The following is a 25,718-nucleotide window of genomic DNA, read 5'->3' as shown; positions in this document are numbered from 1 at the left end:
GACGTTGTACCTCTCCGACGCCGACGTGGCGCCGCTGGGGCGCGACTACCTGGGCCGGGCCCTCGCGGCCGCACGTCGCCGCGGGGGCGCCTGGGCGCAGCCGTGGATGTACCGGCTGGACGGGGCTGCGGAGCTTGCGGAGCACAGGGCAGTCGTCGACCTGCGTCCCCGGCCGGGCCGCGACGGCCGGCCCTACTGCACGGCGACCGCGAGCCCCGGAGGGGTGCTGCGACCGCTCCCCGGCGAGGTCATCGTCCGGCGCAGCATGCTGCACTGCGGCAGGGTCACCGATGTCGCCGTCATGTACCCGCCGCCGGGCCCTGCGCCGGACCCCGGCGACCGGCGCGATTGGCGGGCCCCCTTCCATTGGGGCGCGATGCTGCTGGAGCGCCGGCTGTTCGATGCGGTCGGCGGCTACTGCAGGCGCTACTACGGCTGGGGCGGCGAGGACGACGACCTGTTCGTGAAGGTCGCCTCGCGGACTCCGGTGACCATGGCCTGGGCCGACACCGGTACGGACATCAGCTGTCTGCACTTCGAGCATTCCTACCCTTACAGCGGTACGCCGGAGCGGGAGGCCAACAGCGATCTGTATGCGCGGCGGACGGCCGAGGGTCCGGAGGCCATGATCGGGCAGGACCTGGCCGACGCGCGGGCGGCGGCCAGGCCCTGAGGCTGCCGCCGGCTCCCGCCGCGCTCACGGCACCAGTTCGTAGCATTCGGCCCCCGGCCGGCCGGCACCCGCGGCGCGTCGCAGCCGGTGCCGGGGGAAGCGGCGTTCCGCCAACGGCTCTCCCAGCATGCTTCGGTAGCGGTCGAGGGCCCGTTCCAGCCGGGCGTGTTCGACGGCGCGCGGCACACGCCGGCCTTCGTGCCGCAGGTGGAAGGCCACCCAGTCCAGCGCGGGCACGACGAAGATGCCACTGGCCGCCATCAGGGCTCCGAAGGCGAGGTCCTCCGCACCCCAGCGGGTGGCGTACTCCTCGGGGAACCCGCCCACGCTCACCGCGTCGGCACGCTTCACACAGAGGCTGTGGCCGCTGACCATGCCGGGCAGGTCCCAGAAGCCGATCACCCGGCCGTGGCCGAAGTCCTTGAAGTACCGGCTCTCCTTGACCAGTTCGAACGAGGTCCGGTCGCAGTGAGGGACGTCCCGGGCGGCGGTGGTCAGCACGTAACGGTCACCGCCCCGGTCGCTCAGCCACCGCCAGTCCCGTTCGATGCGCGGCGGGTGCGCACCGTCCGGGGCGGAGAAGACGTCGGGGCCGGTGTTGTCCCGGAAGCCCGTGAACATGCAGCCCTCGGTATGCTGCTGCCGCAGCGCCAGCAGTGCCAGCGCATCCCGTGACATGCGGATGTCGTCGTCCAGGAACACCACGGTGGAGCCCTGGGCCACGGTCAGCCCGACGTTGCGGGCCGCCCCCGCGCCCAGGCCGACGGGGTTGTGGACGACCGACACCGGCACCGTGAGGCCCGCGTCGAACACCATCCGGCGCACGGGCGGGTCGGAGCCGTCGTCGACGACCACCACCTCGAAGCCGCGCCAGAGCTGGGCCTCCAGCCCGGCCAGCGTTCCGGCCAGCGACCGGGCGCCGTTGTACGTGGCGACGACGACCGAGACCGGCTCCGAGATCCCCTCCGGCATACGGTCGAGGGGGCCGGTCGGGGCGGGACCGGTCAAGGCGAGGCCGGTCAGGGCAAGACCGGTGCGGGCGCGGAAGGCTCGTTCGGCCCCGGAGTAGTCGTTGCCGTGCGCCCGCAGGCCGTCCAGGACGGTGGCTGTCGCGACCGCCCTCGTCACGAACGCCTGACCAGGTAGGGCGGCATGGCGAGCAGATCGATGTCCGGGCTCGCCACCATGAGGTCCACCCCCTGCTCGGGCGTGAGCACCATCGGCTCCCCCTTGATGTTGAGCGAGGTGTTGACGACCCCGGGCAGTCCGGTCTCCTCGGCCACCGCGCCGAGCAGCGCCCCGAACCCGCTGTCCGCGTCGGGGACGAGCTGCGCCCGGGTCGTACGGTCCACGTGCACTCCCGCCGGCGCGCGCTCGATCCGCTCGCGGCCCACCAGGTGCATGTTGAGCATGTAGTCGCTCAGCCCCTGCACCGGGGGTTCCATGTCCAGCGCGCGGAAGCCCTCGGCGGTCAGCGAAAGGGCGGCGGGCCGCCAGGGCTCGCGTCCCTTGACCCGGTTGAGACGGTCCAGCGTCGTACGGTGCCGGGGCGAGGCGAGCAGGCTGCGGGCGCCCAGCGCCCGGGGCCCGAACTCGTTCGGGCCGTCGAACCAGGCGACCACCTCGCCCTGCGCGATCGCGGCCGCGACCTCGGACAGCAGCCGGTCCTGCTCCAGGGCGACAGCGGTGCAGCCCGCGCGCTCCAGTGCCTTCTCGACCGCCCGGGCCGGCACCGGTGGCCCGAAGAAGACGGGTTGTCCCGCCTCGGCGGGCAGCGGGGCGGGCATGTTGCCGAACAGTGCCTCCGCGAGCAGCGCGGCGCCGAAGACCGTCCCCCCGTCGTTGGGCGCGACCGTGCCGGAGACCCTGGCGTAGCCGCTCTCCAGCGCGATCCTGCGGTTCATGTGCGCGTTGAGCGCGACGCCGCCGGACAGCAGCAGGGTGTCCTCGCCGGAGAGCCGCCGGGCCCGGGCGGCCAGGGCGAGCCCGGCCTCCTCCACGGTCAGCTGGGCGTCGGCGGCGAACGGCGCGTAGTCGAACGCGTTGGCCGAGGAGTCCGTGTACGGGAACACGTTCTCCTCGAAGGCGGCGAGCCACTGCTTGCCCAGCTTCTCCCAGCTCGGGCCGCCCGCCAGGTCGCCCCGCAGCCGCGGGTCGAGGGAGAAGCCGCCGGTCGCGGCGTCGAAGGAGAGGAACCGCATGTCGCTGGTGCGGCCGTAGGAGCTCAGCCCCATCAGCTTGCCCGCGCCCCACCAGCCCAGCTTCGCGTACGCGGCCGCCGCGCCGTAGAACATGCCCAGCGACCAGCACTTGTCGTAGCGCTCCAGCAGCCGGAAGCGGCCGTGGTCGGCGTGGAAGAGCGAGGTCGAGCCGTCGCCGCCCCAGCCGTCGGCGACCAGGATGTCCGCCCTCGCGTAGGGGTTGAGGAAGTAGGCACCCGCGGCGTGGCACAGGTGGTGGTCGAAGAAGGTGATGTCGCGTGTACCCAGACGGGAGGCGAGGTTCGGCAGGATCGTCCCGGTCAGGGCATCGGTGACGTGCACCCCGCAGGGGATGCCGGGCGCCTCGGTGACCGGGGTGCCGGGTGGGGCGTCCGCCCACGCGTAGCCGATCGCCTGGATCTCACGGGGATGCACACCGAAAGCGTCCAGCAGCACGCGCACGGCATCCTCCGGGCCCTCGCCCGGGGCGTGCCGCCGGCGGCTGACGCGTTCTTGCTCCAGCGCACCGACCACCTTGCCGTCGACGGCGAGACAGACGGCGCCGTCGTGACAGCCGGGGACATCGGGGCGGCCGACGAGACCGAGGACGATCATCCGCACCTCCAGGAGGACAGCGCATGGCCTGCCGCACCAGAGTGACGTGACGTGGCCGCGCGACCCCGTGTCTGTTCGACGGATGTCCCGTTTCACTCCTCGATCGGCCGGTTCGGCGGACTTGCGGATCGCAAACAGCCGGGCGGTCCCGTGGAGTTCCGGCAGCGCCTCCGCTCAGCGGTAGGGCCTCCCTATGAGCCGCTCGGTCGCGATGAGCCGCTCGGTCGCGCGGAGAGTCGGTTCTTGCGGATCCCCCTTGCCGTCGGACGGGCGCCAGCCCAGCCTGGCCACGGCGATAAAGGTGACGGCCTGCCTCAAGCCGCCTCTCCCGGAGATCCGCAGGACGTCCTCGGCGAGCACGTCCACCGGGTCGTCACGGTGCCCCGCGATCCGCCCGTCCCCGCCCCGCACCCGCAGAAGCTCGTACTCGAAGGCGAGACGCGCCAGGTCAAGGCACCGGTCCCCGGCGTTCAGCAGGTCGATGTCGACGATCCCGGAGAGCCTGTCGCCGGCCACCAGGACATTGGTGAAATTGAGATCACCGAACACGAGGTCCGTGCGCGGTTGCGGAGCCGGCGCCGCCGCCAGCCACGTCCCGAGACGATCGCACAGCCGGGCCGCCCGCGCCGAACGGGCCCGTGCGGCGGCCCACCAGCCCATGGCATCGTCCCGCACGGCGGCCGCGATCCAGCACTGCCCGCGCGGGCTCCCCTCCCCCGCTCCGGCCTGCAGCTCCACCGCGGCCCGTAGCGCGTGCAACGCTTCCGGGCCCGGCCCCTTCACTGCCGGAGCGCCCGGCATCCGCTCCTGCACCAGCGTGTACCCGCCGGGCGACGGCCCATGGACGAGCGTCCGGGCCGTCGGGTGACCACGTCGCCGCAACTCATCGCTGCGCGCGACCCGTTCCGCGATGCCGTGGTCGCCACCGGCGTACCACTTCACGACCACCGGCCTCTCGTCCGCCGTCACGGCGAAGAACGTCGTCCCCCTGCCCCAGGGTGCGGCCGTCACATCCGTTACGTGGAGACCGAGCTGCCGGGCGGCAGCCCGAGCCCGCTCCGCCATCGCATTCGACATGCCGGTGCCCTGCCCCGTCCGCCACAGCGGTACGCATGAGATGGCGTCGTGACAAATGTGCCGCCGCCGTTGTCGGCACTTGCGGACACCGGATAAGGCGACTGTTCCAACAAGGCAGGCCCCGCCGTCCGCAATTGGCAATGCCCCCTCGCGGGAGGGGACATTGTGGACTACTTGGCGCGCGCCTTGCGACCCTTTGGCGGCTCGCATTCCTTCGCGGCTGCGATGAAGGGCTTGAGCGCATCATGGAGCTTATTCAGCGAGTCGGGCCCGAGCTCGATCTGGTAATACTGGACAGACGGGATCAACCTGGCTTCGAATTCGCTGCTTCCATCCTCATCGTCCTTCGCGGCCCCGACCCGCACTTCCATACCCGGGACTGCGAACGTGTGCAGATGGACATCCCCGGTCACGGTCGGATCGAGGTCGTCGTAAGCTTCGACCTTCACCCATGCCTCCTGGGTGATGGACTGGTCTCCCACCGTCAATGTTCTGCCTCCCTTCCGCACGCCCGGCTCGCTTTGCCGCGATTCGTCTACCTCAATAAACCTGGTACCCATCAACGCCCCTTCTCAAGAACGACCAAATCCTAGCTGCTGCCGGTGAGTTGCACTTACACAGGAAGACGCCGGGAGGTCCCTTTTCGGTGCTCCAGCGCTGCCGGCCCCAACTGCCGGCTGAAGTCTGCTCCCCCGCGTGTGATCCGGAGTGTGACGCAACGTCGGGTGCCGGCAACGACCGAGCCCATGCTCAGCCACAGCTCGCACATCGAGGCCGCTCCCCGGCACAGGAAGAGGAATGCGTGGGAGCGACGCACAGCGCGACGGCACTTCCGCACGAAAACTCAAGCCAAGCAGAGCCGTATATCAAGACGACTGCCGGATGTGCAGAGCAGTCGTGGGGGGAGGACGCGTGCAGAGCTTGCCGCATCGGCTGGTGTAACGACGCACCCTCGCAGTCGTCGGAGAGGGCGAGCAGGCCAGGGATGTGTTCCTCAGCCGGCCGCCGGTCGAAGGTCACCAGCATGCCGCGGGCCGGCGGAACACGGATGCCCACGGCCTGGCAGCCGTAGATCGGCCGTCTAGTGCCTGTGCCGGGTGCCCGGCTCTGTGCGCTCTTCGCTCTGGTGGTCCGGGCCGGTGAGAGCGCGGGCGGCGCGGAGCAGACGGTGGGCGAGGGGGCCGAGGCCGATGCCGAGGAGTTGTTCGGCGATGTGGTGGGGGTTGTCGGCGGCGAGGTCGAGAGTGCTGGTGGTCTCGTCGAGGGGGCGTACCCGGTCGGGGAGGGCGTATGTGCGGGCGCGGACGGTTTCGGCGTCGGCGTCGGCGGGGACGGTGGCGTGGAAGGTGTAGCAGGCGGGGGCGGCGGCCGGGCGGGCCGCGACGTAGGCGGCCACGTCGGTGGCCGGCAGTTCACGGACGGCGGCGCGGTGGCCGGTGGGGGGTGGGGTCGGCCTCGGGTCCGGTGCTCCTGGGCACGGGGAGCGGGGCGATGGCGGCCTGGATCGCGGTCACCTGGTGGCCTCCAGCCGCACCGCCAGGGCCAGGAACCAGTCGGCCGGAACTCCTGACCGCGGCCGGCACGGCAACGGGGTGGCGCCATGACTTACAACGAAGCACTCGCCGAACGCATCAAAAAGCGGCTGGAGCCCGAGGGGGTGGTCGCAAAGAAGATGTTCAACGGCCTGACCTTCCTCCTCCACGGAAACGCGCTGGCCAACCTGTACGACGAGGGCCTCATGGTGCGCGTCGGCAAGGAAGGAACCGCCGAGACCCTTGCACGCCCCGGCGCCGCGCCTCTGGTGATCCGGGGCAAGGAACAAAAGGGCTGGGTCGTGCCGGCGGAGGAAACCCTCGACGACGACGTCCTGGACGACTGGCTGACCTGGGCCATGGACGTCACCGCCGAGCTACCGCCCAAGTGACCTTGCCCCGGCTGAGCCCGGAGCCACGCCGACGTCACCGGGAAACGGCCCGGCCGTAGCGGGCCGGTGACATCACTTCTCATCGACATGTCCTCCGGCTCGCCGCCACCCTGACGTCCGAGCCGGATTCCCGCCACGGGCGGGAGCGGAGCGGTCTTCTTCACAGAGTCGGCCAGTGGCGCCGTCTTGACGTTCCACTCCCCTACGGCGTCACTCGTGCGAGCGGTCGGCGCATGACACAGCCCGCGTCAGGGCAACTATGTGGCGTTATAGCCTAGTTGAGACAGAAGGGTGTTCCATGCGACGCCACATCCTGAAGGCCCTCGGTGCGCTGGCCGCCGCGCTGACGCTCTCCTTCACCGTCCCGGGTTCGGCCTCCGCCGCATCCGGTCAGCTCGTCCTCAACGGGCGCGCCTTCACCAACCCGTCCGGGTGCTACCGCAACCTCAACGCGCCACTGTCCATCCAGAACCGCACTCGCACCGTCGCATTCGTCCACTCGTCCCCGGACTGCACCGGACCCGCAGAGCCCGTCCCGGCCGGCGGAACCTTCGCCGCCAGCTCGGGACACAGCGTCCGTATTTAGGACGCCCGACGAGCAGGGCTGGGGCGCGGCTCCTCCGTCGTGCTCACGACACACCCGTCACACCTGGCTACGAGCCAGACCCTCGGCACCTGGCACCAAGGCGTGACCGACGAGCATCACAGTGGGCTGAGGCGGGCCTTGAGCAGGCAGAACTCATTGCCTTCGGGGTCGGCCAGGACATGCCACTGCTCCTGCCCTGTCTGGCCGATGTCGGCCGGACGCGCACCGAGCTTCAGGAGGCGTTCGAGCTCGGCGTCCTGATCGCGGTCGGTGGCGTTGACGTCGATGTGCAGCCGGGACTTCCCCTTCTCCGGCTCATCCCTGCGACTGAGGATGATCGTCGGCTGCGGACCACCGAACCCTTCGCGCGGACCGATTTCAATGCAGTCCTCCTCGCGATCGAGTACGACGAAGTCCAGGACCTCGCACCAGAACCGCGCCAGCACCTCAGGGTCGCGGCAACCGAGGACGAGCTCACTGATACGACACGCCATGACGAAACCTGCTCTCAGCCTGGGAACTGCCGGGGAGGCCACACTCGAACCTCATGGGCTCCCGGCAGTGAACGACCCGGCGACCGTACCGGACGAGACCGGCACGGTCGAAGCGATTTCAGGGCCACCCTGTCCGGACAGCCGGGCAAAGCCATTGACCGTGCAGCGAGAAAGCTGACTTCGACAGACGACCTGGCGCTCGTTCCAGGAGGGTGGCCTCCTCTCCGTCGTCGCCTGCCGACGGCAGCTGTACTCCCGCATGATGGACGACCGCGGCCTCAAACGCCGCCCTGCGGACTCACCCCTTCCGCACCTGCAACGCCCCTGTTCTCCGCCGGCACACGCCACCGGGTCTGGTCTGCCCCGGATCGCCGGCCGAACCGGTGTCGGAGCGGTGCCGACCACGGACATCCAGACCCCTGCGTTCCCCTCCTTCCTGGGGTGGCCACTCGCGCGAGTGGAGTCCTTGAGTCTCGTTAGCTCACACGGGTGACTTTCCGGGTTCTTTCGGGTGTATCGGGCATGCATGCCTTCCAGTAATTGCACCACCGGGGAGGCCGAAGTGAAGTGGATCAGGATGCCTGTGATGGCGGCGGTCGCCGCCCTGACCCTCACCGCAGGAATGACCGATGCTGCCGGCCGGACGAGCAGCGCGCCGGTCTCCGAGCCCAGAGCCGCAGCCCCCATGGATCACACCGGGAGTCAAGGCGCCGAGGTGGTCATCCCGGCAGGCGGGGCCGCAACGGCCATCGCGTCGTGCCCAGCGGGCCGTGAACCGAGCGGAGGCGGCGGCATCAGATCCGGTAAGGGGCTCTTCCTGACCGGCTCCTCACCCCAAGGCAATGCATGGGTAGTCAGGTTCAGCAACAAATCGCCCGTGGAGCGGCGAGGTTCAGCCTTTGCCGTCTGCACCGCCCAGTCCCACACGCGTGTGGCCGACACCCCCCTCACGGTACCCGCCCGCCAACAGAGCGTCAGCAGCTTCCTGAGTTGCCCTGCCAACCAGGTACCCAGCGGTGGAGGGTGGGAGGCGACAGGCTCCGACGTCGTCGGGCTGCGGTTCACCTCGTCGACCAATTCGTACCACGCCGTAGTGTTCAACAACTCGGACGCGGTGCAGAGCTTCAACGCGGTCGCCCTGTGCTCGACGGTCGCCCATGAGCCCCGGCTCGGCAACCAGATCACCGTCCAGCCCGGCGATGAGGCGGTTGCGACCGCCAATTGCGACCCCGGCCAAGTGGCCAGCGGTGGTGGCTCTTTCCCCAGCGGCCAGGCATTCATCGGCGCCTCTCGCGCACTCGCCAACGGCACCGGATGGCAGATCACTGCCGAGAACACGACAGGCACAGCCCAGAAAGTCACTGCAGAGGCGATCTGCACATCATCGTGAACACATCGCCACGAGACGGCACCCACCGGACGGCTACCGCTGTCCGGCACCCGCTCCGTCCTACTGCCGGTGCACACCAAGGGCGCTTCCTACGCCACGCACCGCCGGGCCGCGGCAAAGGCGTGCGTGACCCCTTGACGCCACACTGCTCCCGATGCTCCGCTCGGCGGCGACGCCTGCCCCGTCACTCCAGTGCTGTCACCGCAGGCTTCCGGCGGCGGCACGGCCGAGGTGACGGCCCTCGGGAGAGAAGGCCGGAATGACGGCTGCTATCCGGCCCGTGGGGCTCGCCTACTTGGTCTGCAACTTCCCCAGCGGGTTGGGGTCTTCCTCCAGTGCAGTGGCCGCCGCCTGCCAGCTGGTGTCCTCGGAGTAGAGGGCGCTGCGCAGGAAGGCCGTAGTGAGTTGCTGGACGAGGGCGACGCGGGCGGGACTCTCATCCGTCGTCTCGGCGACCTCGTACCCGGGGATGCCTCCGAGTGAGTGCTCTGCCCCGAAGAGCGTGAGCAGGCTCTTGCTTCGCGGGCTGTAGGTGTAGGGGTCGGTGAACCAGTCCGGTCCGCGCGTGGACAGGTGGGACTGGTCGTTGTCCCCGGCGACGATGAGGGCGGGCATGGTCATGGTGGCGAAGGACGGCTTCATGAAGGGGAAGTTCTCGGCGGCGAACGGGGTCAGGTCGTCGCCCAGGCCGGTCAGGGCGAGCAGCACGCCCGCCTTGACGCGGGGGTCGGACAGGTCCTCGCCGGGTATGCCGTCGGAGTCGAGGATGCGCGCGCCCAGCAGTGTGCTTGCCGTCTGGGCTCCCCAGGAGTGGCCTGCCACGGCGATGCGGCTGCGGTCGAGGCGCCCGGCGAGGCCTGGGACGGAGGCTTCCAGGATGTCGAGTCCGTCCAGTACGCGCTTGAGGTCCTCGATACGGAAGCGCCAGATCCGCGGCGTGCGCGGGTCCTCGGCGGGGAGAGCGAGTGTCCTGGAGTCGAGGTGCGTGGGCTGGATGACCACGAAGCCGTGGGCGGCCCAGGAGTCCGCCAGTGGCGCGTAGCCGTTCATCGACCAACCGAAGCCGTGCGAGAAGACGATGACGGGCAGTTCGCCGCCGGTCGCGGGAGCGGAGACGCGGACCTGGAGGTCCTCGCCGCGGCCCGGGGCGGGCACGACGACCGGCTTCGCGGATACCACCGTGGTGGGCGCGCCTGCGGTCTTCTGTGCAGTCATGGTGTTCGTGTCGGACATGGAAGTGCCTTCCGTCCAGTTTCTTCGGAGTCTTGGCGTGGTGGGCCCGGCGTGGTGGGCACAGGCCAGGCAGGGAACGCAGGAGCGTTTCTCGTGCGCAGGCACATCGACGCCGGGTGTCGATGACCGCGCGCGCTCTTCTCTCCGGGGGAAGGTGATGGATGGCGGAGGGCGATGGACAGCCTTGCCCCCCGGTCTGCCACCATGAGGGAAGCGGAACCTTGTTCCGGTTACGATACGGAGCACTGTTCCGCTTTGCAAGCGGTGCAGCACAGAAGGAGCGTCGCGGTGAACGACAGCGGTCAGAGCGCGGGAAGCGCGACCGGATCCAAGCGCAAGGACGCCCGGCGCAATCAGCAGACCCTGCTGGATGCGGCGGCCGCGGTCTTCGTCGCGTCGGGCGTGGAAGCGCCGGTACGCGACATCGCCGCCAAGGCCGGCGTCGGGATGGGCACGATCTACCGCCACTTCCCCACCCGGGCGGACCTCATCATCGCCGTCTACCGCCACCAGGTCGACGCCTGCGCCGAAGCCGGGCCGGCCCTGCTGACGACGAGCCCGACTCCTCACGCCGCCCTTGGACAGTGGGTCGGCCTCTTCGTCGACTTCCTGGTCACCAAACACGGCCTCGCCGCCGCACTGCAGACCGACAGCTCCGGCTTCGAAGCCCTGCACGCCTATTTCCTCGACCGCCTCCTGCCGGTGTGCACCCAGCTCCTCGACGCGGCCACTGCCTCCGGCGAGATCCGCTCCGGCCTCGACGCCTACCAGCTCATGCGCGGCATCGGAAACCTCTGCATCGGCGCCGACAGCGACCCCCGCTACGACGCACGCCGACTGGTCGCACACCTCGTCGCAGGACTACGCCAATCCTGCTGACCGATCACACCCTTGCCCCGGCCGGAGGCCCTTGCCCTGACCGGGGGCCCTTGCCCTGGTGGGGATGACACCGAGCGCACGCCATCCGAACGGTGCGCACCTGGGCGATCACGGCCTCGCGCCCGGCAAGGTCACCGTTGAAATCAGGCCTCCCGGTCGGCACCGGCACCGGTGCCGCCGAGCAGGATGTACCGGGCCGGGCAGTGCCGTGGCTGCGACCACTGCCCGGCCCGGAGGCCTCAGCCCTGCGACACGAGCGCGGGGCGATCGTGCTCGTGCTCGTGCTCGCAGGCGTCGTCGATCCCGTAGGTGTCCCACGCCGGGAACGGGTCGGCGGCCGGGAGCCCTTCGCCGTCCTGCATGAGGCAGTCGGCGAGGGCGGCCCGGAGTTCCTCGCTGCGTAGGCCGGTGCCGATAAAGACCAGTTCCTGGCCCTGCGCACCGTCCGTGTCCGTGTCCCGGAATCCGGAGGGCTCGAAGCGGGCGACGGAGCCGGCCTGCGACCACAGGCCGGTCACCCGGGGACGGCTCGCCAGCCGGAAGAACCCCTTGGAGCGCAGGATCCGGCCGTAGGCCCCGCTGTCGAGGCCTTCGGTGACGAACTCCCACAGGCGGCCGGGATGAAACGCGGCGTCCGAGCGGAAGACCGTGCTGGAGATGCCGTACTCCTCGGTCTCCGGAACGTGGTCCCCGTTGAGCTCCATGACCCAGCCCGGGGCCTGCTGCGCCCGCTCCAGGTCGAACAGCCCGGTCCCGAGCACGTCACCGAGGGCCACGCGCCCACGGGTGGCGGTCACGATCCGGGCGGGCGGGTTGAGCCGGGCGAGGGCTGCCCGCAGCCGTTCGGCACTCTCCTCGTCGACGAGGTCGGCCTTGTTGAGCACGATGACGTCGGCGAATTCGATCTGGTCCATCAGCAGGTCGCTGACGGTGCGCTCGTCGTCCTCGTACTGGTCGAGCCCGCGCTCGGCGAGCCCGTCCCCTCCTTCCAGTTCGGGCAGGAAGTTGGCGGCGTCGACGACGGTGACCATCGTGTCGAGGCGCGCCAGGTCGTCCAGGGTGGCGCCGTCGTCGCGGGGGAAGGCGAAGGTCGCCGCCACGGGCATCGGTTCGGAGATGCCGCTGGACTCGATGAGGAGGTGGTCGAAACGGTCCTCGCGAGCGAGCCGGCCGACCTCTTCCAGCAGGTCGTCGCGCAGGGTGCAGCAGATGCACCCGTTGGTCATCTCGACCAGCCGTTCCTCGGTGCGCGACAGGGCGGCCTCGCCACCGCGCACGAGCGCGGCGTCGATGTTGACCTCGCTCATGTCGTTGACGATGACCGCGACGCGCAGACCCTCGCGGTTGCTCAGCACGTGGTTGAGCAGGGTGGTCTTGCCCGCCCCGAGGAAGCCGGACAGGACGGTGACCGGCAGCCGGCCGCGCACGCCCGTCATCGGTCAGCCCTCGGGGCGCAGCAGGCCGCGCTCGTAGGCCTTGACCAGGCGCTGCGGCACCAGGTGGGCTACGCCGTCGACGGTCACCGGCACGAGGTGCGGCGCGGCCGCCTTCCACTGCGCGCGGCGGTGGCGGGTGTTGCTGCGGGACATCTTCCGCTTGGGTACGGCCATGGGTTCGGGGTCCTCTCCGGTCGGTGCACGATCGACGCTATATGAAAATGGATCCCATTACCAACTCTGCCGCCACAAGATCTCCGGGCTGAACACGAGCACCCCCCGTCATCGCCACAGACAGGGCGCGAAACCGACAGGCAGCGGGCTCGGGACGTACGGGAGCCGCCCATGGCTGATCACTCGAAGTGGACCCCGGGCACTGGTGCGCGCCCTGCGGGCAGGCAGTATCGCCAACCGGCAGCACGACGTGCTGATCGACAGCACCGCACGGCAGTGAGAGCACCGAGGCCGAGAGCTGAGGGGTGTGCCCCCGGTGGCCGGTCGGTGCACCCGCCGGCGGGGGCGAGTTCCGGCCGGAGAGGAGGAATCGCATGGTACGGACGCAGCGCTTGTTTCATGCTGCCGAACACCCTCGTCGGGTCTCGCCCCCGCCTCTTGAAGAACTGGAGTTCGCCGATGCGCCCCCGCCCGAGCGCTCTGTTCGCCCCGTTCACCCTGTTCACCCTCGCTCTCCTCCTGGCCATGGCCACCGCCGCCTTCCAGCCGACGGCTGCCGCCCCACCGCGGCGGGCGGCTTCCCTGAACTACGCCTGTGACTGCGCCGGCAACGACGACGTGCTCGATCTACGGGGTACCCCGACGGCAGCGCTTCCCGGACGCGAAAAGGACAACAACCCGGTCAACGTCTTCGCCGACCGTGGGGCTTGGCATGCGTACGCCCTGCCGGCAGGGGGCGCCCCGGGCGGCTACGGCGGATTCACCGGTCCCCTCTACATCGCCCAGGAGTACCCCTGGTGGTTGAGCACCTCCTTCAGCCGCATCCAGCTGAGCGAGGACGGCCGCCCGCTCGGCCTTGCCGGCGGCGGACCGCCGCGCTTCACCTCCCGGCCCGGATCCCTGTTCCAGGCCTACGACCTCGGCGGCGGCCTTCGACTCACCCTTGAGCTGCGGTACGCCACGCACCGCACCGCGCTCGTAGGGGCCATGGTGCGCAACACCGGCCGTACCCCGCGCACCCTCGGCGCCGCCTGGTCCGGAAGTCTGCTGCGGCCTGCCGAGGCACCCATGAGACGGGCGCCGTCGCTGGTCGTCGCGTCCCGGGGCGTCGCCGTCGACTTCGCCAAGGTGCGTGCGGCGGACGATTTCCTCACCGACGGCACCGAACGGTTCGAGGTCCGGCACCGGGACCCGGTGCGTACGACCCTGTCGGAGGACGGGGACTCCTACCGTACGGAACTGGCCGCGCCCTTCACCCTCGCGCCCGGCGCGGCACGCTCGCTGGACTGGACCGAGAGCTATACCTTCACGGAGGCCGAGCGCATCGCGGAAGCCGGTGAGGTGCGGCGGGTGCTCGCCGACCCGGCGCGGGCCGTCCGGGCGGCGGAGGCCCGCTGGCGCGGGTACGTCGACGGCGTGACCGCCGGGGTACCGGCCGGCCGGCGGCGGCTCGCCGTCAAGGCGCTGGAGACGCTGGTGACCAACTGGCGCAGCGCCGCCGGGAGCCTCGCACACGACGGGATCACGCCGTCCCTCTCGTACAAGTGGTTCGCGGGCGGATTCTGGGCTTGGGACACCTGGAAGCAGGCGGTCGGCACGGCGCGCTTCGATGCGGGGCTCGCCGAGGCGCAGATCCGCTCGGTGCTCGACCATCAGATACGACCCGGTTCCACGACCCGCCCGCAGGACGCGGGGATGATCCCGGACGCCGTCTTCTACAACGATCCGCAGCGGGGCGGGACCAACTGGAACGAGCGGAACAGCAAGCCGCCGCTGGGCGCCTGGTCGGTGTGGCAGGTCTACGAGCGGAGCGGGAACAGGGGCTTCCTGCGGGAGGCGTACCCGAAGCTGGCCGCGTACCAGGAGTGGTGGTACCGCAACCGGGACCATGACCACAACGGGCTCGCGGAGTACGGCGCGACCGTGGACCCCGCCAACGGCTCGACCGGGCAGCAGCGGCTGGCCGCGGCCTGGGAGAGCGGCATGGACAACGCGCCCCGCTTCGACGCCGCGCCGGGCACCTCGGTCGTGCGGAACCGGGACGGCTCGGGGCGGGTGATCGGCTACTCGCTGACTCAGGAGTCCGTGGACCTCAATGCCTATCTCGCCGTCGACCAGGAACATCTGGGCCGGATCGCCGCGGAGCTGGGGATGCGGGAGGCCGCCGAGACCTGGCGAGCCAAGGCCGCCGCCACCGGCAGGGCCGTACGGGCGAGGATGTACGACCCGGCAACCGGCTGGTTCCACGACACCGCGCTCGGCTCCGGCACCCGGCTGACGGACCGGGGAAGGGGCATCGAGGGCGCGATCCCTCTGTGGGGCGGCATCACGACCCGGGCACAAGCCGCCGCTGTACGCGGACGGCTGCTGGATCCGACCGAGTTCGGCACCGAGATGCCTCTGCCGACGGTCTCCAAGAGCTCGCCCTACTTCGCCGCGCGGCAGTACTGGCGCGGCCCCGTCTGGCTCGACCAGGCATACTTCACGATCACCGGGATGCGCCGTTACGGATTCGGCCGCGACGCCGACGCACTGGCCGTGAAGCTGACCGGGAGAGCAGCCGGTCTGACCGGCAACGGACCGATCATGGAGAATTACGACCCCCTGAGCGGAGCCGCCCTCAACTCCCCCAATTTCAGCTGGTCCGCGGCGCTTCTGCTGCCGCTGATCACGGGGCGGTAGCCGAGACCTCGGCTCCGAGGGCGGCCTCGGGCTCCCGGCGTTGCACGGATGACGAGGCCCGGGGAATCCCGCGAGCCGCAAAAGTCCTGCGGCATCCGGCGGTCTACTGTCGAACCCGATACCGAGGAGGACTCCGGATGCGCAGCGTGACCTATTCGATGGGTGTCTCGCTCGACGGCTACATCGTCGGGCCGGACGGCGACTTCGGCTGGACGGCGCCCGACGAGGAGGTCTTTCGCTTCTGGATCGACGAGATCCGGGAGGTCGGCGTCCATCTGCTGGGGCGACGGCTGTACGAGACGATGCTGTACTGGGAGACCGCCGACCAGGATCCATCGCTCGACGACTCCATGCTCGAGTGGGCCGCGCTCTGGAATCCGCTCCCGAAGGTGGTGTTCTCCACCACGCTGTCGGCGGTGCAGGGCCATGCCCGCCTGGCCTCCGGCGGCCTGGCGGAGGAGATCGAGCGGTTGCGGTCCGGGCCTGGAGAGGGCGACATCGCGATCGGCGGCGCGACTCTCGCCGCCGAGGCGGCCGCGTCAGGCCTGATCGACGAGTACCGGACCGTCGTCCACCCGGTACTGGTCGGCGGTGGCATTCCCTTCTTCCCCCGGCGCGAGCGCCGGGTGGACCTCGAACTCGTCGAGACCCGCACCTTCAGCTCGGGGGTCGTCTACCTCCGCCACCGCGTGACGCGCTAGCCACAGCAGCCGGACTCTGCGGGTCCGGAGAGCCAGGGGCATCGGGTCGGTACGGAAATGACAGGTGCGAATAACGACAGGTGCGAATGGTAGGTGCGCGGGCGGGTGATGTCTTCCTGTCCACCGGCGAGCGCCGCCGCCTTCCGCCCGGAATGAGACTCGGACGGATAGATGCGAGACTGACAGGGGTGGAGGTGGTGTCATGGCCGGCAGGGACGACTGGGCGGTCACCACCGGGGCGGACGAGCAGACGCTGGAACGGTTGCTCGCCGAGGCCAATGCGATCGTCCCCTACCAGTTGCCCGGACTCGTGAACCGGTGCGCCCGGGCACTCGGCCTGAACAGCGCCACGATCTACCTCGTCGACCTCCAGCAGCATCTGCTCATCCCTCTCGACGACCAGACCGAACGGCTGCCGGTGGACTCCAGCGAAGGAGGGTGGGCCTACCGCACACTTTCCCTGCGGGTCCACGAGTCCCAGGAGGACGTGGTGGTGTGGCTGCCGATGGTGGACGGCGCGGAGCGGCTCGGCGTGCTGGGCGTGCGGGCCGGGGTGCTGGACGGGGTGCGGCTGCGCCGGTGCCGGATGCTGGCGCGGGTCCTGTCCCTGGTGGTCACCTCCAAGCGCACCTACAGCGACTGGTTCGTCGCCCTCATACGCACGCAGGGCATGGATCTGCCCACCGAGATGCTGCGTGCCTTCCTGCCGCCACGCAGTGTCGGCCGCACCGGCGTGATCTCCACCGCCGTTCTGGAACCCGCCTACGAACTCGGCGGAGACGCCTTCGACCACTCGGTGAGCAAGAACATCCTGCACGCCAGCATCTTCGACGGGATGGGCCACGACCTCGTCTCGGGACTGACCACTTCCGTGGTGATGGCCGGCTGCCGCAACGGCCGCCGCTCCGGCGTCGACCTGCCGAACATGATCGAGACGGTTGATCAGACGCTCGCCCAGTGGCTTCCCGAACAGTTCTGCACGGGCGTGGTGTGCCAGCTGGACGTGGACACCGGCGTGCTGCGGTGGTGCAACTGCGGCCACCCGCCTCCCCTGCTGATCCGCAACGAGGGTGTGCTGGAGCATGCCCTGGAAAGCCCGCCCCAGCCACCCATGGGGCTGCCGTTCCAGCTCGAACCCACCCGCCGCGAGGCGTACAACACGACGCTGGAACCCGGTGACCGGGTGCTCCTGTACACCGACGGCGTCACCGAGGCCCGCGGCAAGGACGGCGAGGCGTTCGGCCTGGACCGGTTCACCGACTTCATCATCCGCTCCTCCGCCGCCGGCCAGCAGCCCTCCGAAGTCCTGCGGCTGCTCATCCACGCGATCCTCGAATACCAGGGCAACGCCCTCAGCGACGACGCCACCATCCTGCTCCTCGAATGGCACCCCGAACTCATCGAATGGCACTACGGAGGCAGTCCCACCGAAGCCGCCTGAGAGCTCGAGCCGGGCCGCTACGCCTGCCGGCCCGGCACCGTCACGGACACCAACGGCACGACCCACAAGGCCGGGATGGCCTGAAACTCGGTCAGGTGCCCTCTTGGCAGCCGATTGCCCCGGGGGTGGGACTCGAACCGCCGAGGTACCTGGCGATGGGGAGAACATGGGCGCCGATGACCAACGGCCTGCCCACCGGCGTAGTGGTTTCGAGTCTCGGTTTGCCCTTGTCGAAGTCGGCCTTGTTGGTGACGCCGTCGCCGGTCGGAACGAAGAACGGCCACAGGCCGGCAGCCGCTTCGGCCTTGATGACCTGCTGGGCGTCGGAAGGGAACGCGGCATCCGAGGTGACCACGCTCGTGAGTCCGTCCACGACCAGCAGCGAGGCGATCGCCCGCTGCAGCCTCCCGGACTTCTCGCCGAACGCCATGTCCCAGTGCAGCTGAGGTTGGGAGGCCCATGGTGGGCTCGAGCGCTTCGTGTATGCCTCGTGAAGCCGGCTCGAGTCGTACCAGCGGGGGTCGGGATTGACCGGCCAGACCGCGTACGCACCCAGTTCGGCCTCCACGGTCACCGTGCTTCGGGCAAATCTGGTGGTGGTCGCGTCAAGCCGATCGGCACCGGCCCACAGTCCCGAGAAGTCCTTGTTCACCCCGCCGGTCCAAGTGCCGGAGACATCCCCGCTCGTTGTCGCACTGCTGAAGGAAACCGACGCGGATCCAGAGTTCCTGAGCATGCTCAGCAGCTCCCTGATGCCGCCCAGGTACTCGGCAGGTTTCGGGGGCGGTCCCTGGTAGGAGCGAAGAAGCCTCTGCAGGGCCCCCAGGCGCACGATGTCCCGCAGTGCGGAGGCGCCTTCGTTCGCGGCATCCGGGTGGTGCGTCATCGCCCAGGCGTAGAAGACGTCGGGCAGCCTGTCCTCGTCCGGCCGGGGTGTCAGTCCCCTGAGGTACTTGAGCCACTCCTGATGGATTCCCGAGCCGATCGCCGTCACGAAGGTGCTCTCCGGGACGGACAGCGCCTGGATCACGGCGGCGTACTCGTCGAAGATGAGCGTGCTCTCCGCCATCTGCCGGTTGAAGGTGAGGGATGCGGGCGGGACGGTGTTCTCATGGGCCCACAGGGCGGTGTCGGACGGGGCCAGTGGGGGCGCGGGCTGGATGAGCTGGGTGGTCGACGGAGGAGTCGGCAAGTTCTTCAGCACGGCGTTGCACCAGCGGTTCTGGAGCTCGGTCATCGGGTCGGGCGGTGAGGGCGGAACGGCCGGCATGGCGCTGACTGTCCTTTCGTCGGGCACTCCTGACCGGCCAGGGGCCGCCGGCCCCTGGCCGGTCAGGTCATCGGCGTCGCCTCCGAACAGGCGCTACTGCTCACGTGCTGCCGACGTATAGCCGAGGAAGCGGCCGATCGGCAGGACGTTGACTCCGATCAGCACCGGAACGCCGGGAGAGGATTTGGTGGTGATCGTGGTCTCGCCCCGGTCGCTGAATTGCGTGTTCGTTGTCATTCCGTACTCTCGGCTACCGTTGTAGAACGGCCAGAGCCCGAAGCCCGAGTTGCCCCGGATTATTTGCTGGTCCTGCTGGCTGAACGACGTCCTGGCGGTCACGCTGATGTCCATGGCGTCGGCCACCAGGAGATTGACCGTGACCCGTTGGATGTTTCCCGAGGCCCCGAATGTGCTGTCCCAGGTGATCGCACTACCGCTGCGCCAGGGAGGGTCGCCCTTCTTGCTGTAGGCAGTACCGAGAGCCGATGAGCCGTACCAGGCCCCGGCGTTCGTCTGGAAGCTCAGCACGTGCCCGAAGGAGGCTCTGATGCTGACCTCGCTCTGCGCGAAGAATTCACTCAGGCGCTCGGTGCTCTCGCTTCCTCTCCACAGGCCGAACAGCACGGAACGCCGCCCGGAGGACCATGTTTTGCTCACGTCCGAGCTCGTGGTCGAGCTGCGCATCTCGAAGGCCCGCTGGGGCGCTTGCGCGAGGTCCCGCACCAGGGCGTCGTAGCCCCGGGCCCAGTCCGGTGGCGCGGGCGGTCTCTGCATGTAGGGCATCAAGGCCTGCTGCGCGGAACCGATCGGGTCGAGGATGATCGCCGCGTACGCCGACGCCCCCTGTTGCGCGACGTCGGGCGCGTTCACCATCGCCCAGTTGAAGAATATGTCGGGGAACTGGTTCACCGGAGGTATCGGCTTCAGTGATTGCAGGTATCTCACGAAATTCTGGAAGTTCTCCTCGCCGACCTCCTGCTTGACATCGATCTTCGTCGCCGGCCGCAGGGCGGACATGACCCCCTTGTAGTCGGAGAAGAGCTGGTTCCCGCCGCTCTGGGTGTAGTTCTGGTCCAGCGAGAGCGGCGGGATGTTGTTGAGGAAGGACCAGAGGAATGTGTCCCCGCCCTCCGTGGAAAGAGGGGCCGCCGGTTGGAGGAGCTGGAAGGTCTGATTCGACTGACCCAGCCCCTGGGTCAGTGCGTTGTAGAGCTGGTTCTGTACCGTGATGAACGACATGGGACGTCTTCCCTTCGTGATGCACTGGACGGGAGGAAGGTCCGGACAGGTTCCTTTTGCGGGCCATGGTCGGTTCTTTGCCACCGGGAGAACCAGTTCGGACATGATGCTCGCGCGCGTGACGGATAACAACCGTTCCTTTTCAGGATCAGCACGTATTGGCCACGTCCACCAATGCTCTTTGCGCACCGTGCTCACCGGGCTGCGGTGCACGTGGGCCGTACTGATCGGGCCGGACGGCAGTCGAAAAGGCGGTGCGGCCGACGCTCGGGCCGCACCGGGTGAGTCCTTGAGAGGAGGGTGTGCCGTGAGAGATGACCGGTTGGGGTCTGGCGGGACGTCAACGATATGGAAAGCAGACAGACTTGACGCCGCATTCCGGGAGCCGGGGGACTCACTCCGCGGTCGGCAGGGGCTGCTCGGTCCAGATGGTCTTGCCGGTGGCGGTGTAGCGGGTGCCCCACCGCTGGGTGAGCTGGGCGACGATGAACAGGCCCCGGCCCCCCTCGTCGTCGGCGGCGGCATGGCGCAGGTGGGGCGAGGTGTGGCCGGTGTCGGCGACCTCGCAGACAAGGCTGCGGTCGCGGATCAGCCGGACGTGGACCGGCCCGCCGGAGGCGTAACGGACGGCGTTGGTGACCAGCTCGCTGACGACCAGTTCGGTCGTGAACGACAGGTCCTCCAGTCCCCACTCGCCCAGTTGCCCGCTGGTGAGGGACCGGGCCCGCGCGACGCTCTCGGGGGTGGCGTCCAGCTCCCAGACCGCCACCTGCTGCTGGTCGAGCATCCGGGTACGGACCAGGAGCAGGGCCGCGTCGTCGTCCACCGGTCCGGGCAGCAGCTCGGCCACGGTGCGGTCGCAGAGCTCCTCCAGGGGGCGCCGGCACTCGGTGAGGACGCCGGTGAGCAGGCCGATCCCCGTCTCGGTGTCGTGGTCCGGGGCCTGGACAAGGCCGTCGGTGAACAGGGCGAGCAGGCTGCCGGCGGGCAGCTGGAGCTCCACGCTCTGGAAGGGGGCGCCGCCCAGGCCCAGGGGCGGGCCCTCCGGGAGGCCCGGACGGCTGACGGCACCGCGGGCGGGGTCGACGACGGCGGGCGGCGAGTGGCCCGCGCGCGCCATGCTGCACCGGCCGGACACCGGGTCGTAGACGGCGTACAGGCAGGTGACCCCCAGGGCCTCGTCGCCGTCGGCCCCCGGCGTGCCCCCGCCGCGGCCTTGCGCCCGTTCCTCGGCGGCGCGCTCCTCGGCGGTCCGCCCGACCACGTCGTCCAGGCGCGCGAGCAGCTCGTCCGGGGCGAGGTCGAGCCGGGCAAGGACCCGTACGCTCGTACGCAGCCGGCCCATGGTGGCGGCGGCGCGCAGCCCGTGGCCGCGCACGTCCCCGACCACCAGGCCGACCCGGGAGCTCGACAGCGGGATGACGTCGAACCAGTCGCCGCCGATCCCGGAGCGGCTGTCGGCGGGCACGTAGCGGCTGGCCGCCTCGACCCCGGTCAGCGACGGCAGGTGGTGGGGCAGCAGACCGCGTTGCAGTTTGAGGGCGGCGGTGTGTTCTCGCGTGATGACCAGCATCAGGACGACACCGACCAGCAGGGCGCCCAGGCCCACGACGCTCACCCCGCCGGTGCGCCCGAGGATCGGCAGGTCGTAGGAGGTCGAGCCGTAGTCCGGGGCGGCGTAGACGACGAAGGCGGCGTAGCAGAAGAGGCTGAGCATCAGGAGCCCGCCCAGCCCCGGAAGCACCCCCTTGAACAGCAGGTCCCGGGGGCTGCGTGCGAGCCGCTCGCGGTAGAACCAGACGCAGGCGAAGCCGGTGAGGCCGTAGTAGAAGGCGATCGCGAGGCCGACCGCCCTGATGGAGTCGGCCAGCACGTCGTGGCTGATCACGGTCAGCAGGACGAGGAAGCCGATGGAGACCAGGCCCATGCCGACGGTCGACCAGGTCGGGGTGAGGAACCTGCGGTGCACCCGGGCGAAGCGCGAGGGGACGGCCTTGTGGGCCGCCATGGAGAAGACGGTGCGGGCCAGCGGCAGGATGGTGGTCTGGGTGGACGCGACCGCCGAGGTCAGCACGGTGAAGATGAGCAGCTTGGTGAGGAACCAGCCGGAGCCCGTGGTGCCGAAGACGGCACCACTCAGGCCGGAGAGCACGTCGCCGGAGTTGGCCGTGTTGCCCAGGCCGGTGCCCTCGGTGCCGATCCCGGCGAACGCCTGCGCCGACGTCGCCACCAGGGCGTAGATGCCCAGAAGGAGCACGGTGGAGGCGACCGCCGCCCGTCCGGGGGTGTGCCTGCTGTCGGCGGTCTCCTCGTTGACCGCGACGGCGGTGTCCCAGCCCCAGTAGATGAAGACCGCGGCGAGGAGGCCCGCGGTCAGCTCCTCGGCCGACGGCACATGGAGGGGGTTGAACCAGGAGGCGGAGACGTGGATCGCCGTCGGCGGCCCGTCGGTGTAGACCCTGACCAGGGCCGTCACCGCGAACAGGACCAGCACCGCCACCTCGGCGCACACCAGCCAGCGCTGGAGGGCCGCCGACACCTCGATGCCCACGTAGCAGACCGCGGTCATCACGGCGATCCAGCTGACCCCCGCGACGGTGGTCCACAGCCGGCTCTCGGCGAGCGAGTCGAACCCCAGCAGGCGGAAGCCGTAGATGCCGGCGATCTCGGCGAGGTTCGCCATGGCGATGACGTCGGCGACGATGATGCCCCAGCCGCCCATCCAGCCGATGCGCGGGCCGAAGGCACGGGAAGCCCAGGTGAAGGTGGTGCCGCAGTCGGCGTCGCCCGCGTTGAGCTCCCGGTAGGCGTACGCGATCAGCAGCATCGGGACGAAGGCCAGCATCGTCACGATCGGCGCCTGGAGGCCGACCCCTGCGACGATCAGGCCGAGCGTCGCCGCCAGGCTGTACGCCGGAGCGGTGGAGGACAGGCCCATGGCGACCGAGGAGAACAGTCCCAGGGCACCGGCTTTGAGCCCCTTCTCGCCCGCGCCGGGGCCGGGTGCGAGCGGCGCAGCGGGCTCCGCCGGGCCACCGGAGGACTTCACCCCGGCATTCATCTCCGCTCGATGTGCATTCAGCTCCGCATCTCGCCCGGAGAGCTCGCGCCCTCGAGAGAACCTGGATCACCATTTTCCCCGTGGCCGATCAGGTCCGCCAGACACGACACGGCCCGCCTGCACCCAGCGGTGCGGGCGGGCCGGACATCAGCGGCCGGCAGGACCACCTCGGCCAGGTGCGACGGAGAACCGCACCGGCGTCATCGGTGAATCCGTGCGACGGCGACCACCGTGTCAGTCCTGGCGGGCGGTCACCTCAATGAGGTGGTATCCGAACTGGGTCTTCACCGGACCCTGGACCACATGGGTCGGGGCCGAGAAGACGACCGTGTCGAACTCGGGAACCATCTGCCCCGGACCGAACGAACCCAGGTCACCGCCCTGCCGGCCGGAGGGGCACGTGGAGTGCGCCTTGGCGAGCTCGGCGAAATCGGCCCCGGCCTCGACCTGCGCCTTCAGCTCATTCGCCTTGTCTTCGGAACTGACCAGAATGTGACGCGCAGAAGCCTTAGCCATGAGTTACATCCCTTCGAGTACATATCAATATCACCGGGAAGACGCTCCGAGGGACCTTCTCAGGTGCAACGCCTACGGCACCCACCTGCCGTCGATCCCCTCGTCTCCCGTGAGCCGGCCTCATCGGACGGCCGCCAGGCATCGTCTCACGTGCCACCCCCGCCACCGGGCCACCACGCCTTCGCTTGCCAAACCGGCCGGGCCGGTCGCCCTCGGCGCAGCGTCAGTGTTCTCGTCTCCCCCGGGTCGATGGTGAGCGAACGGCCCGGTAGGGCGACCCTGACAGGGGATTCCTCCGAGTCCGGCACGCTGACGGTCAGTTGCCGGCGCCGCAGCCGCACCCCGATCCCCCGGTGTCCCCGGTGTCCCCGGTAGCGGATGGTGAAGCCGGACTCGGACAGCTCGGGGAGCTCCACCGGGTCGAGCCGGAGGGCGTCTCCGCGGGTCTCCAGCCCGGTCAGGCCACGCTGCACCAGGTCCAGGATGCCGGCCATCGCGCCGAGGTGGATGCCCTCGGCCGTGGTGCCGCCCTGGAGGTCGGCGACGTCGCCCTCCAGGGGCGCCTTCGGCCTCCAGGATGCGGTCCAGCCGGCGGATGTCGCCGTACTGTTCCCGGTAGCCGTCCCAGTCGAGCTCGGCCAGCTGCTCGTAGCCCTCGAACTGGCTGATGGCACCTTGTTGGAACGGTACTCGCAGGTGACGGGAGACGTCTTCCCACAGGGAGGGCTCCCCGGCGTCCAGGCCTCCGTGCTCCAGCATCTCCTGCCGGCGCCGCGGCGGCAGGGTGCCGATCAGCTCCAGCGCGCGTGTGATGACCCAGACGGCCGTGACGTTCGTGTAGGCGTTGTCGTCCCGTCGCCTGGCAGTACTGCCACACGTTGTAGGCGACGGCGGAGCCGACGTGGTGCTGGAGGCCGGAGTGGTCGCCTCCCCCGGCACGCTGAGGTCCGCCTGTCTCCACAGCTCTTCCCAGGCGGCCCTGTGGGAACGCAGCAGTGCGTCGAAGTCGGGTGCTGACGATGCCCGCTCCACGGCGGCGGAGAGAGGGTCGCTGATCGCCCGGTCCCGGGAGGTGTGCAGTGCCACGCGCTTGTCTACGGTGGCGGACTGTCCGTCGTCGAGGGTGAGTTCGACGTGTTGGGCAGCCTTGTGGCCGTCGCCGGTCCCGGAGAAGGACGTCGGACGGCATCCGGTGACGGCGGTGTGTTCTGCCATGCCGATACCGATGTCCGAGGTCCTGATGCGGCAGTACAGCCAGATCGTGCCGGGCTCCGCCTCACCGGTGCGGAAGGCGGTGAGGTGGTTGCGGTCGAGGGCCCGGTAGCGGTGCACGTTGCCGTTGATGACGTGCCCGTCGAGGCCGGATTCGATGTGGATCCGCCCGGACCAGCCCTGAGGGAAAGTGCCCGCGCGTCGACGATGTGATGGGTCTCCGGCACCAGAGGGGCGTGCAGGCTCAGCAGGTCGGACTCGGAGAACAGGCGTTCGCGGTCGACGTACTCCATGCGCAGGGCACGGCACTCCTCGTTCGCGGCGATGTCGTACCCGAGCAGCCGTATGCCGAAGCCCGCGGCGATACGGGCGAAGGCGGTGCCGATCCTGCCCGTACCGAGCACGCCTGCTGTCCGGCCGTGGAAGTCGCGGCCCATCCGGCCGTTGAGCCGGAAGTCGAAGTCCCGGGGGCACGCCGGGCACGGCAGGGGCCGGACAACCCCCGGTTCCTGGGGCCGACCGGCTCGCTCCCGGGGCGCGGCGGCCCGGCGGGCCGGGAACCGAAGGAAAGCTCGTCGGCATCGTCAGCCGCAGCGACCTGCTGCAGCTCTAACTACCGGACCCGGACACCGCACTGACGAGCTTCGGTCTCGCCGCCCCCCTGAGGTAGACTTGAAGAGTTCTTCAATTCACCAGTTGCCGTAATAGCCAAGTCGTTTCGGGTGTGGAGGTCTGGGTGGGTGGGTTCGTCGAGGCGGCTCGGGATCGGGTGCGCCGGGCGCGTACGGCTCTCGATGCCGCGAAGGAAGCCGGGGACGCGTACGCGGTGGCCGTGGCGGAGGACGAACTGGAGGACGCGCTGCGTATCGCCGAGGCACATGGCGTGGAAACGGAGGGCGAGCAGTGATGAGGGC

General features: G+C 69.8%; 22 protein-coding genes and 2 pseudogenes. 9 read left to right on the top strand and 15 right to left on the bottom strand.

Features of this window, described 5'->3' with window-relative positions:
• The coding region (locus V7793_RS13360) for a galactosyltransferase-related protein (protein ID WP_336006095.1) at nt 1–673 on the top strand (673 nt) is incomplete at its 5' end.
• Nucleotides 674–697: 24 nt separating this feature from the next.
• Here V7793_RS13360 and V7793_RS13355 read toward each other — a convergent pair.
• From V7793_RS13355 to V7793_RS13335, 5 genes are all read right to left on the bottom strand, one after another.
• Nucleotides 698–1,801, bottom strand: a complete 1,104-nt coding sequence (locus V7793_RS13355) for a glycosyltransferase family 2 protein (protein ID WP_336006094.1) — start codon at nt 1,799–1,801, stop codon at nt 698–700.
• On the bottom strand, nt 1,798–3,489 hold the full coding sequence (locus tag V7793_RS13350; protein WP_336006092.1) for a carbamoyltransferase C-terminal domain-containing protein: 1,692 nt from the start codon (nt 3,487–3,489) through the stop codon (nt 1,798–1,800). The genes V7793_RS13355 and V7793_RS13350 overlap by 4 nt, the downstream gene beginning before the upstream one ends.
• 174 nt (nt 3,490–3,663) lie before the next feature.
• Nucleotides 3,664–4,500 (bottom strand): phosphotransferase family protein, encoded by an 837-nt coding sequence (locus V7793_RS13345; protein WP_336006091.1) that lies wholly within the window; start codon nt 4,498–4,500, stop codon nt 3,664–3,666.
• A 236-nt stretch (nt 4,501–4,736) separates the two neighbouring features.
• Nucleotides 4,737–5,015, bottom strand: a complete 279-nt coding sequence (locus tag V7793_RS13340; RefSeq protein WP_336006090.1) for a hypothetical protein — start codon at nt 5,013–5,015, stop codon at nt 4,737–4,739.
• Nucleotides 5,016–5,647: 632 nt separating this feature from the next.
• Nucleotides 5,648–5,962 (bottom strand): hypothetical protein, encoded by a 315-nt coding sequence (locus V7793_RS13335; protein WP_336006089.1) that lies wholly within the window; start codon nt 5,960–5,962, stop codon nt 5,648–5,650.
• A gap of 204 nt (nt 5,963–6,166) precedes the next feature.
• Between V7793_RS13335 and V7793_RS13330 the strand changes: the two genes are divergently transcribed.
• Both V7793_RS13330 and V7793_RS13325 read left to right on the top strand, forming a co-directional pair.
• Nucleotides 6,167–6,490, top strand: a complete 324-nt coding sequence (locus V7793_RS13330; RefSeq protein WP_336006087.1) for a TfoX/Sxy family protein — start codon at nt 6,167–6,169, stop codon at nt 6,488–6,490.
• A gap of 298 nt (nt 6,491–6,788) precedes the next feature.
• Nucleotides 6,789–7,076, top strand: coding sequence for a hypothetical protein (locus V7793_RS13325; protein WP_336006085.1), 288 nt, complete (start codon nt 6,789–6,791; stop codon nt 7,074–7,076).
• A gap of 116 nt (nt 7,077–7,192) precedes the next feature.
• On the opposite strand, the gene V7793_RS13320 is transcribed toward V7793_RS13325, so the two are convergent.
• A complete protein-coding gene (locus V7793_RS13320; RefSeq protein ID WP_336006083.1) occupies nt 7,193–7,570 on the bottom strand; it encodes a VOC family protein in 378 nt (125 codons plus the stop codon).
• Between the two features lie 526 nt (nt 7,571–8,096).
• On the opposite strand from V7793_RS13320, the gene V7793_RS13315 reads away from it, so the two are divergent.
• Complete coding sequence (locus V7793_RS13315; RefSeq protein WP_336006081.1) at nt 8,097–8,960, top strand: hypothetical protein; 864 nt, start codon at nt 8,097–8,099, stop codon at nt 8,958–8,960.
• Between the two features lie 291 nt (nt 8,961–9,251).
• Here V7793_RS13315 and V7793_RS13310 read toward each other — a convergent pair whose 3' ends face one another.
• Nucleotides 9,252–10,193 (bottom strand): alpha/beta hydrolase family protein, encoded by a 942-nt coding sequence (locus V7793_RS13310; protein ID WP_336006080.1) that lies wholly within the window; start codon nt 10,191–10,193, stop codon nt 9,252–9,254.
• A gap of 288 nt (nt 10,194–10,481) precedes the next feature.
• Between V7793_RS13310 and V7793_RS13305 the strand changes: the two genes are divergently transcribed.
• On the top strand, nt 10,482–11,072 hold the full coding sequence (locus V7793_RS13305) for a TetR/AcrR family transcriptional regulator (protein WP_336006077.1): 591 nt from the start codon (nt 10,482–10,484) through the stop codon (nt 11,070–11,072).
• 239 nt (nt 11,073–11,311) lie between these two features.
• On the opposite strand, the gene V7793_RS13300 is transcribed toward V7793_RS13305, so the two are convergent.
• Both V7793_RS13300 and rpmF read right to left on the bottom strand, forming a co-directional pair.
• On the bottom strand, nt 11,312–12,508 hold the full coding sequence (locus tag V7793_RS13300) for a GTP-binding protein (protein WP_336006074.1): 1,197 nt from the start codon (nt 12,506–12,508) through the stop codon (nt 11,312–11,314).
• 3 nt (nt 12,509–12,511) lie between these two features.
• Complete coding sequence (gene rpmF, locus V7793_RS13295; protein ID WP_058043214.1) at nt 12,512–12,682, bottom strand: 50S ribosomal protein L32; 171 nt, start codon at nt 12,680–12,682, stop codon at nt 12,512–12,514.
• A 459-nt stretch (nt 12,683–13,141) separates the two neighbouring features.
• Between rpmF and V7793_RS13290 the strand changes: the two genes are divergently transcribed.
• The 3 genes from V7793_RS13290 (at nt 13,142) to V7793_RS13280 (ending at nt 17,506) form a co-directional block, all read left to right on the top strand.
• On the top strand, nt 13,142–15,364 hold the full coding sequence (locus V7793_RS13290) for an MGH1-like glycoside hydrolase domain-containing protein (protein ID WP_336006070.1): 2,223 nt from the start codon (nt 13,142–13,144) through the stop codon (nt 15,362–15,364).
• A gap of 137 nt (nt 15,365–15,501) precedes the next feature.
• Nucleotides 15,502–16,065 (top strand): dihydrofolate reductase family protein, encoded by a 564-nt coding sequence (locus tag V7793_RS13285; RefSeq protein ID WP_336006068.1) that lies wholly within the window; start codon nt 15,502–15,504, stop codon nt 16,063–16,065.
• Between the two features lie 202 nt (nt 16,066–16,267).
• Nucleotides 16,268–17,506 (top strand): PP2C family protein-serine/threonine phosphatase, encoded by a 1,239-nt coding sequence (locus V7793_RS13280; protein ID WP_336006066.1) that lies wholly within the window; start codon nt 16,268–16,270, stop codon nt 17,504–17,506.
• 91 nt (nt 17,507–17,597) lie between these two features.
• Here V7793_RS13280 and V7793_RS13275 read toward each other — a convergent pair whose 3' ends face one another.
• From V7793_RS13275 to V7793_RS13250, 6 genes and pseudogenes are all read right to left on the bottom strand, one after another.
• Nucleotides 17,598–18,776 (bottom strand): hypothetical protein, encoded by a 1,179-nt coding sequence (locus V7793_RS13275; RefSeq protein ID WP_336006063.1) that lies wholly within the window; start codon nt 18,774–18,776, stop codon nt 17,598–17,600.
• Nucleotides 18,777–18,869: 93 nt separating this feature from the next.
• Complete coding sequence (locus V7793_RS13270; RefSeq protein ID WP_336006060.1) at nt 18,870–20,015, bottom strand: hypothetical protein; 1,146 nt, start codon at nt 20,013–20,015, stop codon at nt 18,870–18,872.
• A gap of 394 nt (nt 20,016–20,409) precedes the next feature.
• On the bottom strand, nt 20,410–23,076 hold the full coding sequence (locus tag V7793_RS13265) for a SpoIIE family protein phosphatase (RefSeq protein ID WP_336006056.1): 2,667 nt from the start codon (nt 23,074–23,076) through the stop codon (nt 20,410–20,412).
• 234 nt (nt 23,077–23,310) lie between these two features.
• Nucleotides 23,311–23,592 (bottom strand): peptidylprolyl isomerase, encoded by a 282-nt coding sequence (locus V7793_RS13260; protein ID WP_336006053.1) that lies wholly within the window; start codon nt 23,590–23,592, stop codon nt 23,311–23,313.
• A gap of 146 nt (nt 23,593–23,738) precedes the next feature.
• Nucleotides 23,739–24,939, bottom strand: a pseudogene (locus V7793_RS13255) (glycosyl hydrolase family 65 protein); the annotation flags it as partial.
• Nucleotides 24,940–24,989: 50 nt separating this feature from the next.
• Nucleotides 24,990–25,271: pseudogene (locus V7793_RS13250) on the bottom strand (NAD(P)-dependent oxidoreductase); the annotation flags it as partial.
• Nucleotides 25,272–25,540: 269 nt separating this feature from the next.
• Here V7793_RS13250 and V7793_RS13245 point away from each other — a divergent pair.
• A complete protein-coding gene (locus V7793_RS13245; RefSeq protein WP_336006052.1) occupies nt 25,541–25,711 on the top strand; it encodes a hypothetical protein in 171 nt (56 codons plus the stop codon).
• Nucleotides 25,712–25,718 lie beyond the last annotated feature (7 nt).

Origin of the sequence: Streptomyces sp. KLMMK, assembly GCF_036961605.1 — a bacterium.
GTDB lineage: Bacteria > Actinomycetota > Actinomycetes > Streptomycetales > Streptomycetaceae > Streptomyces > Streptomyces telluris.
The sequence above is the reverse complement of the archived record's forward strand: the minus strand, read 5'-3'. Positions and strand labels throughout refer to the sequence as shown.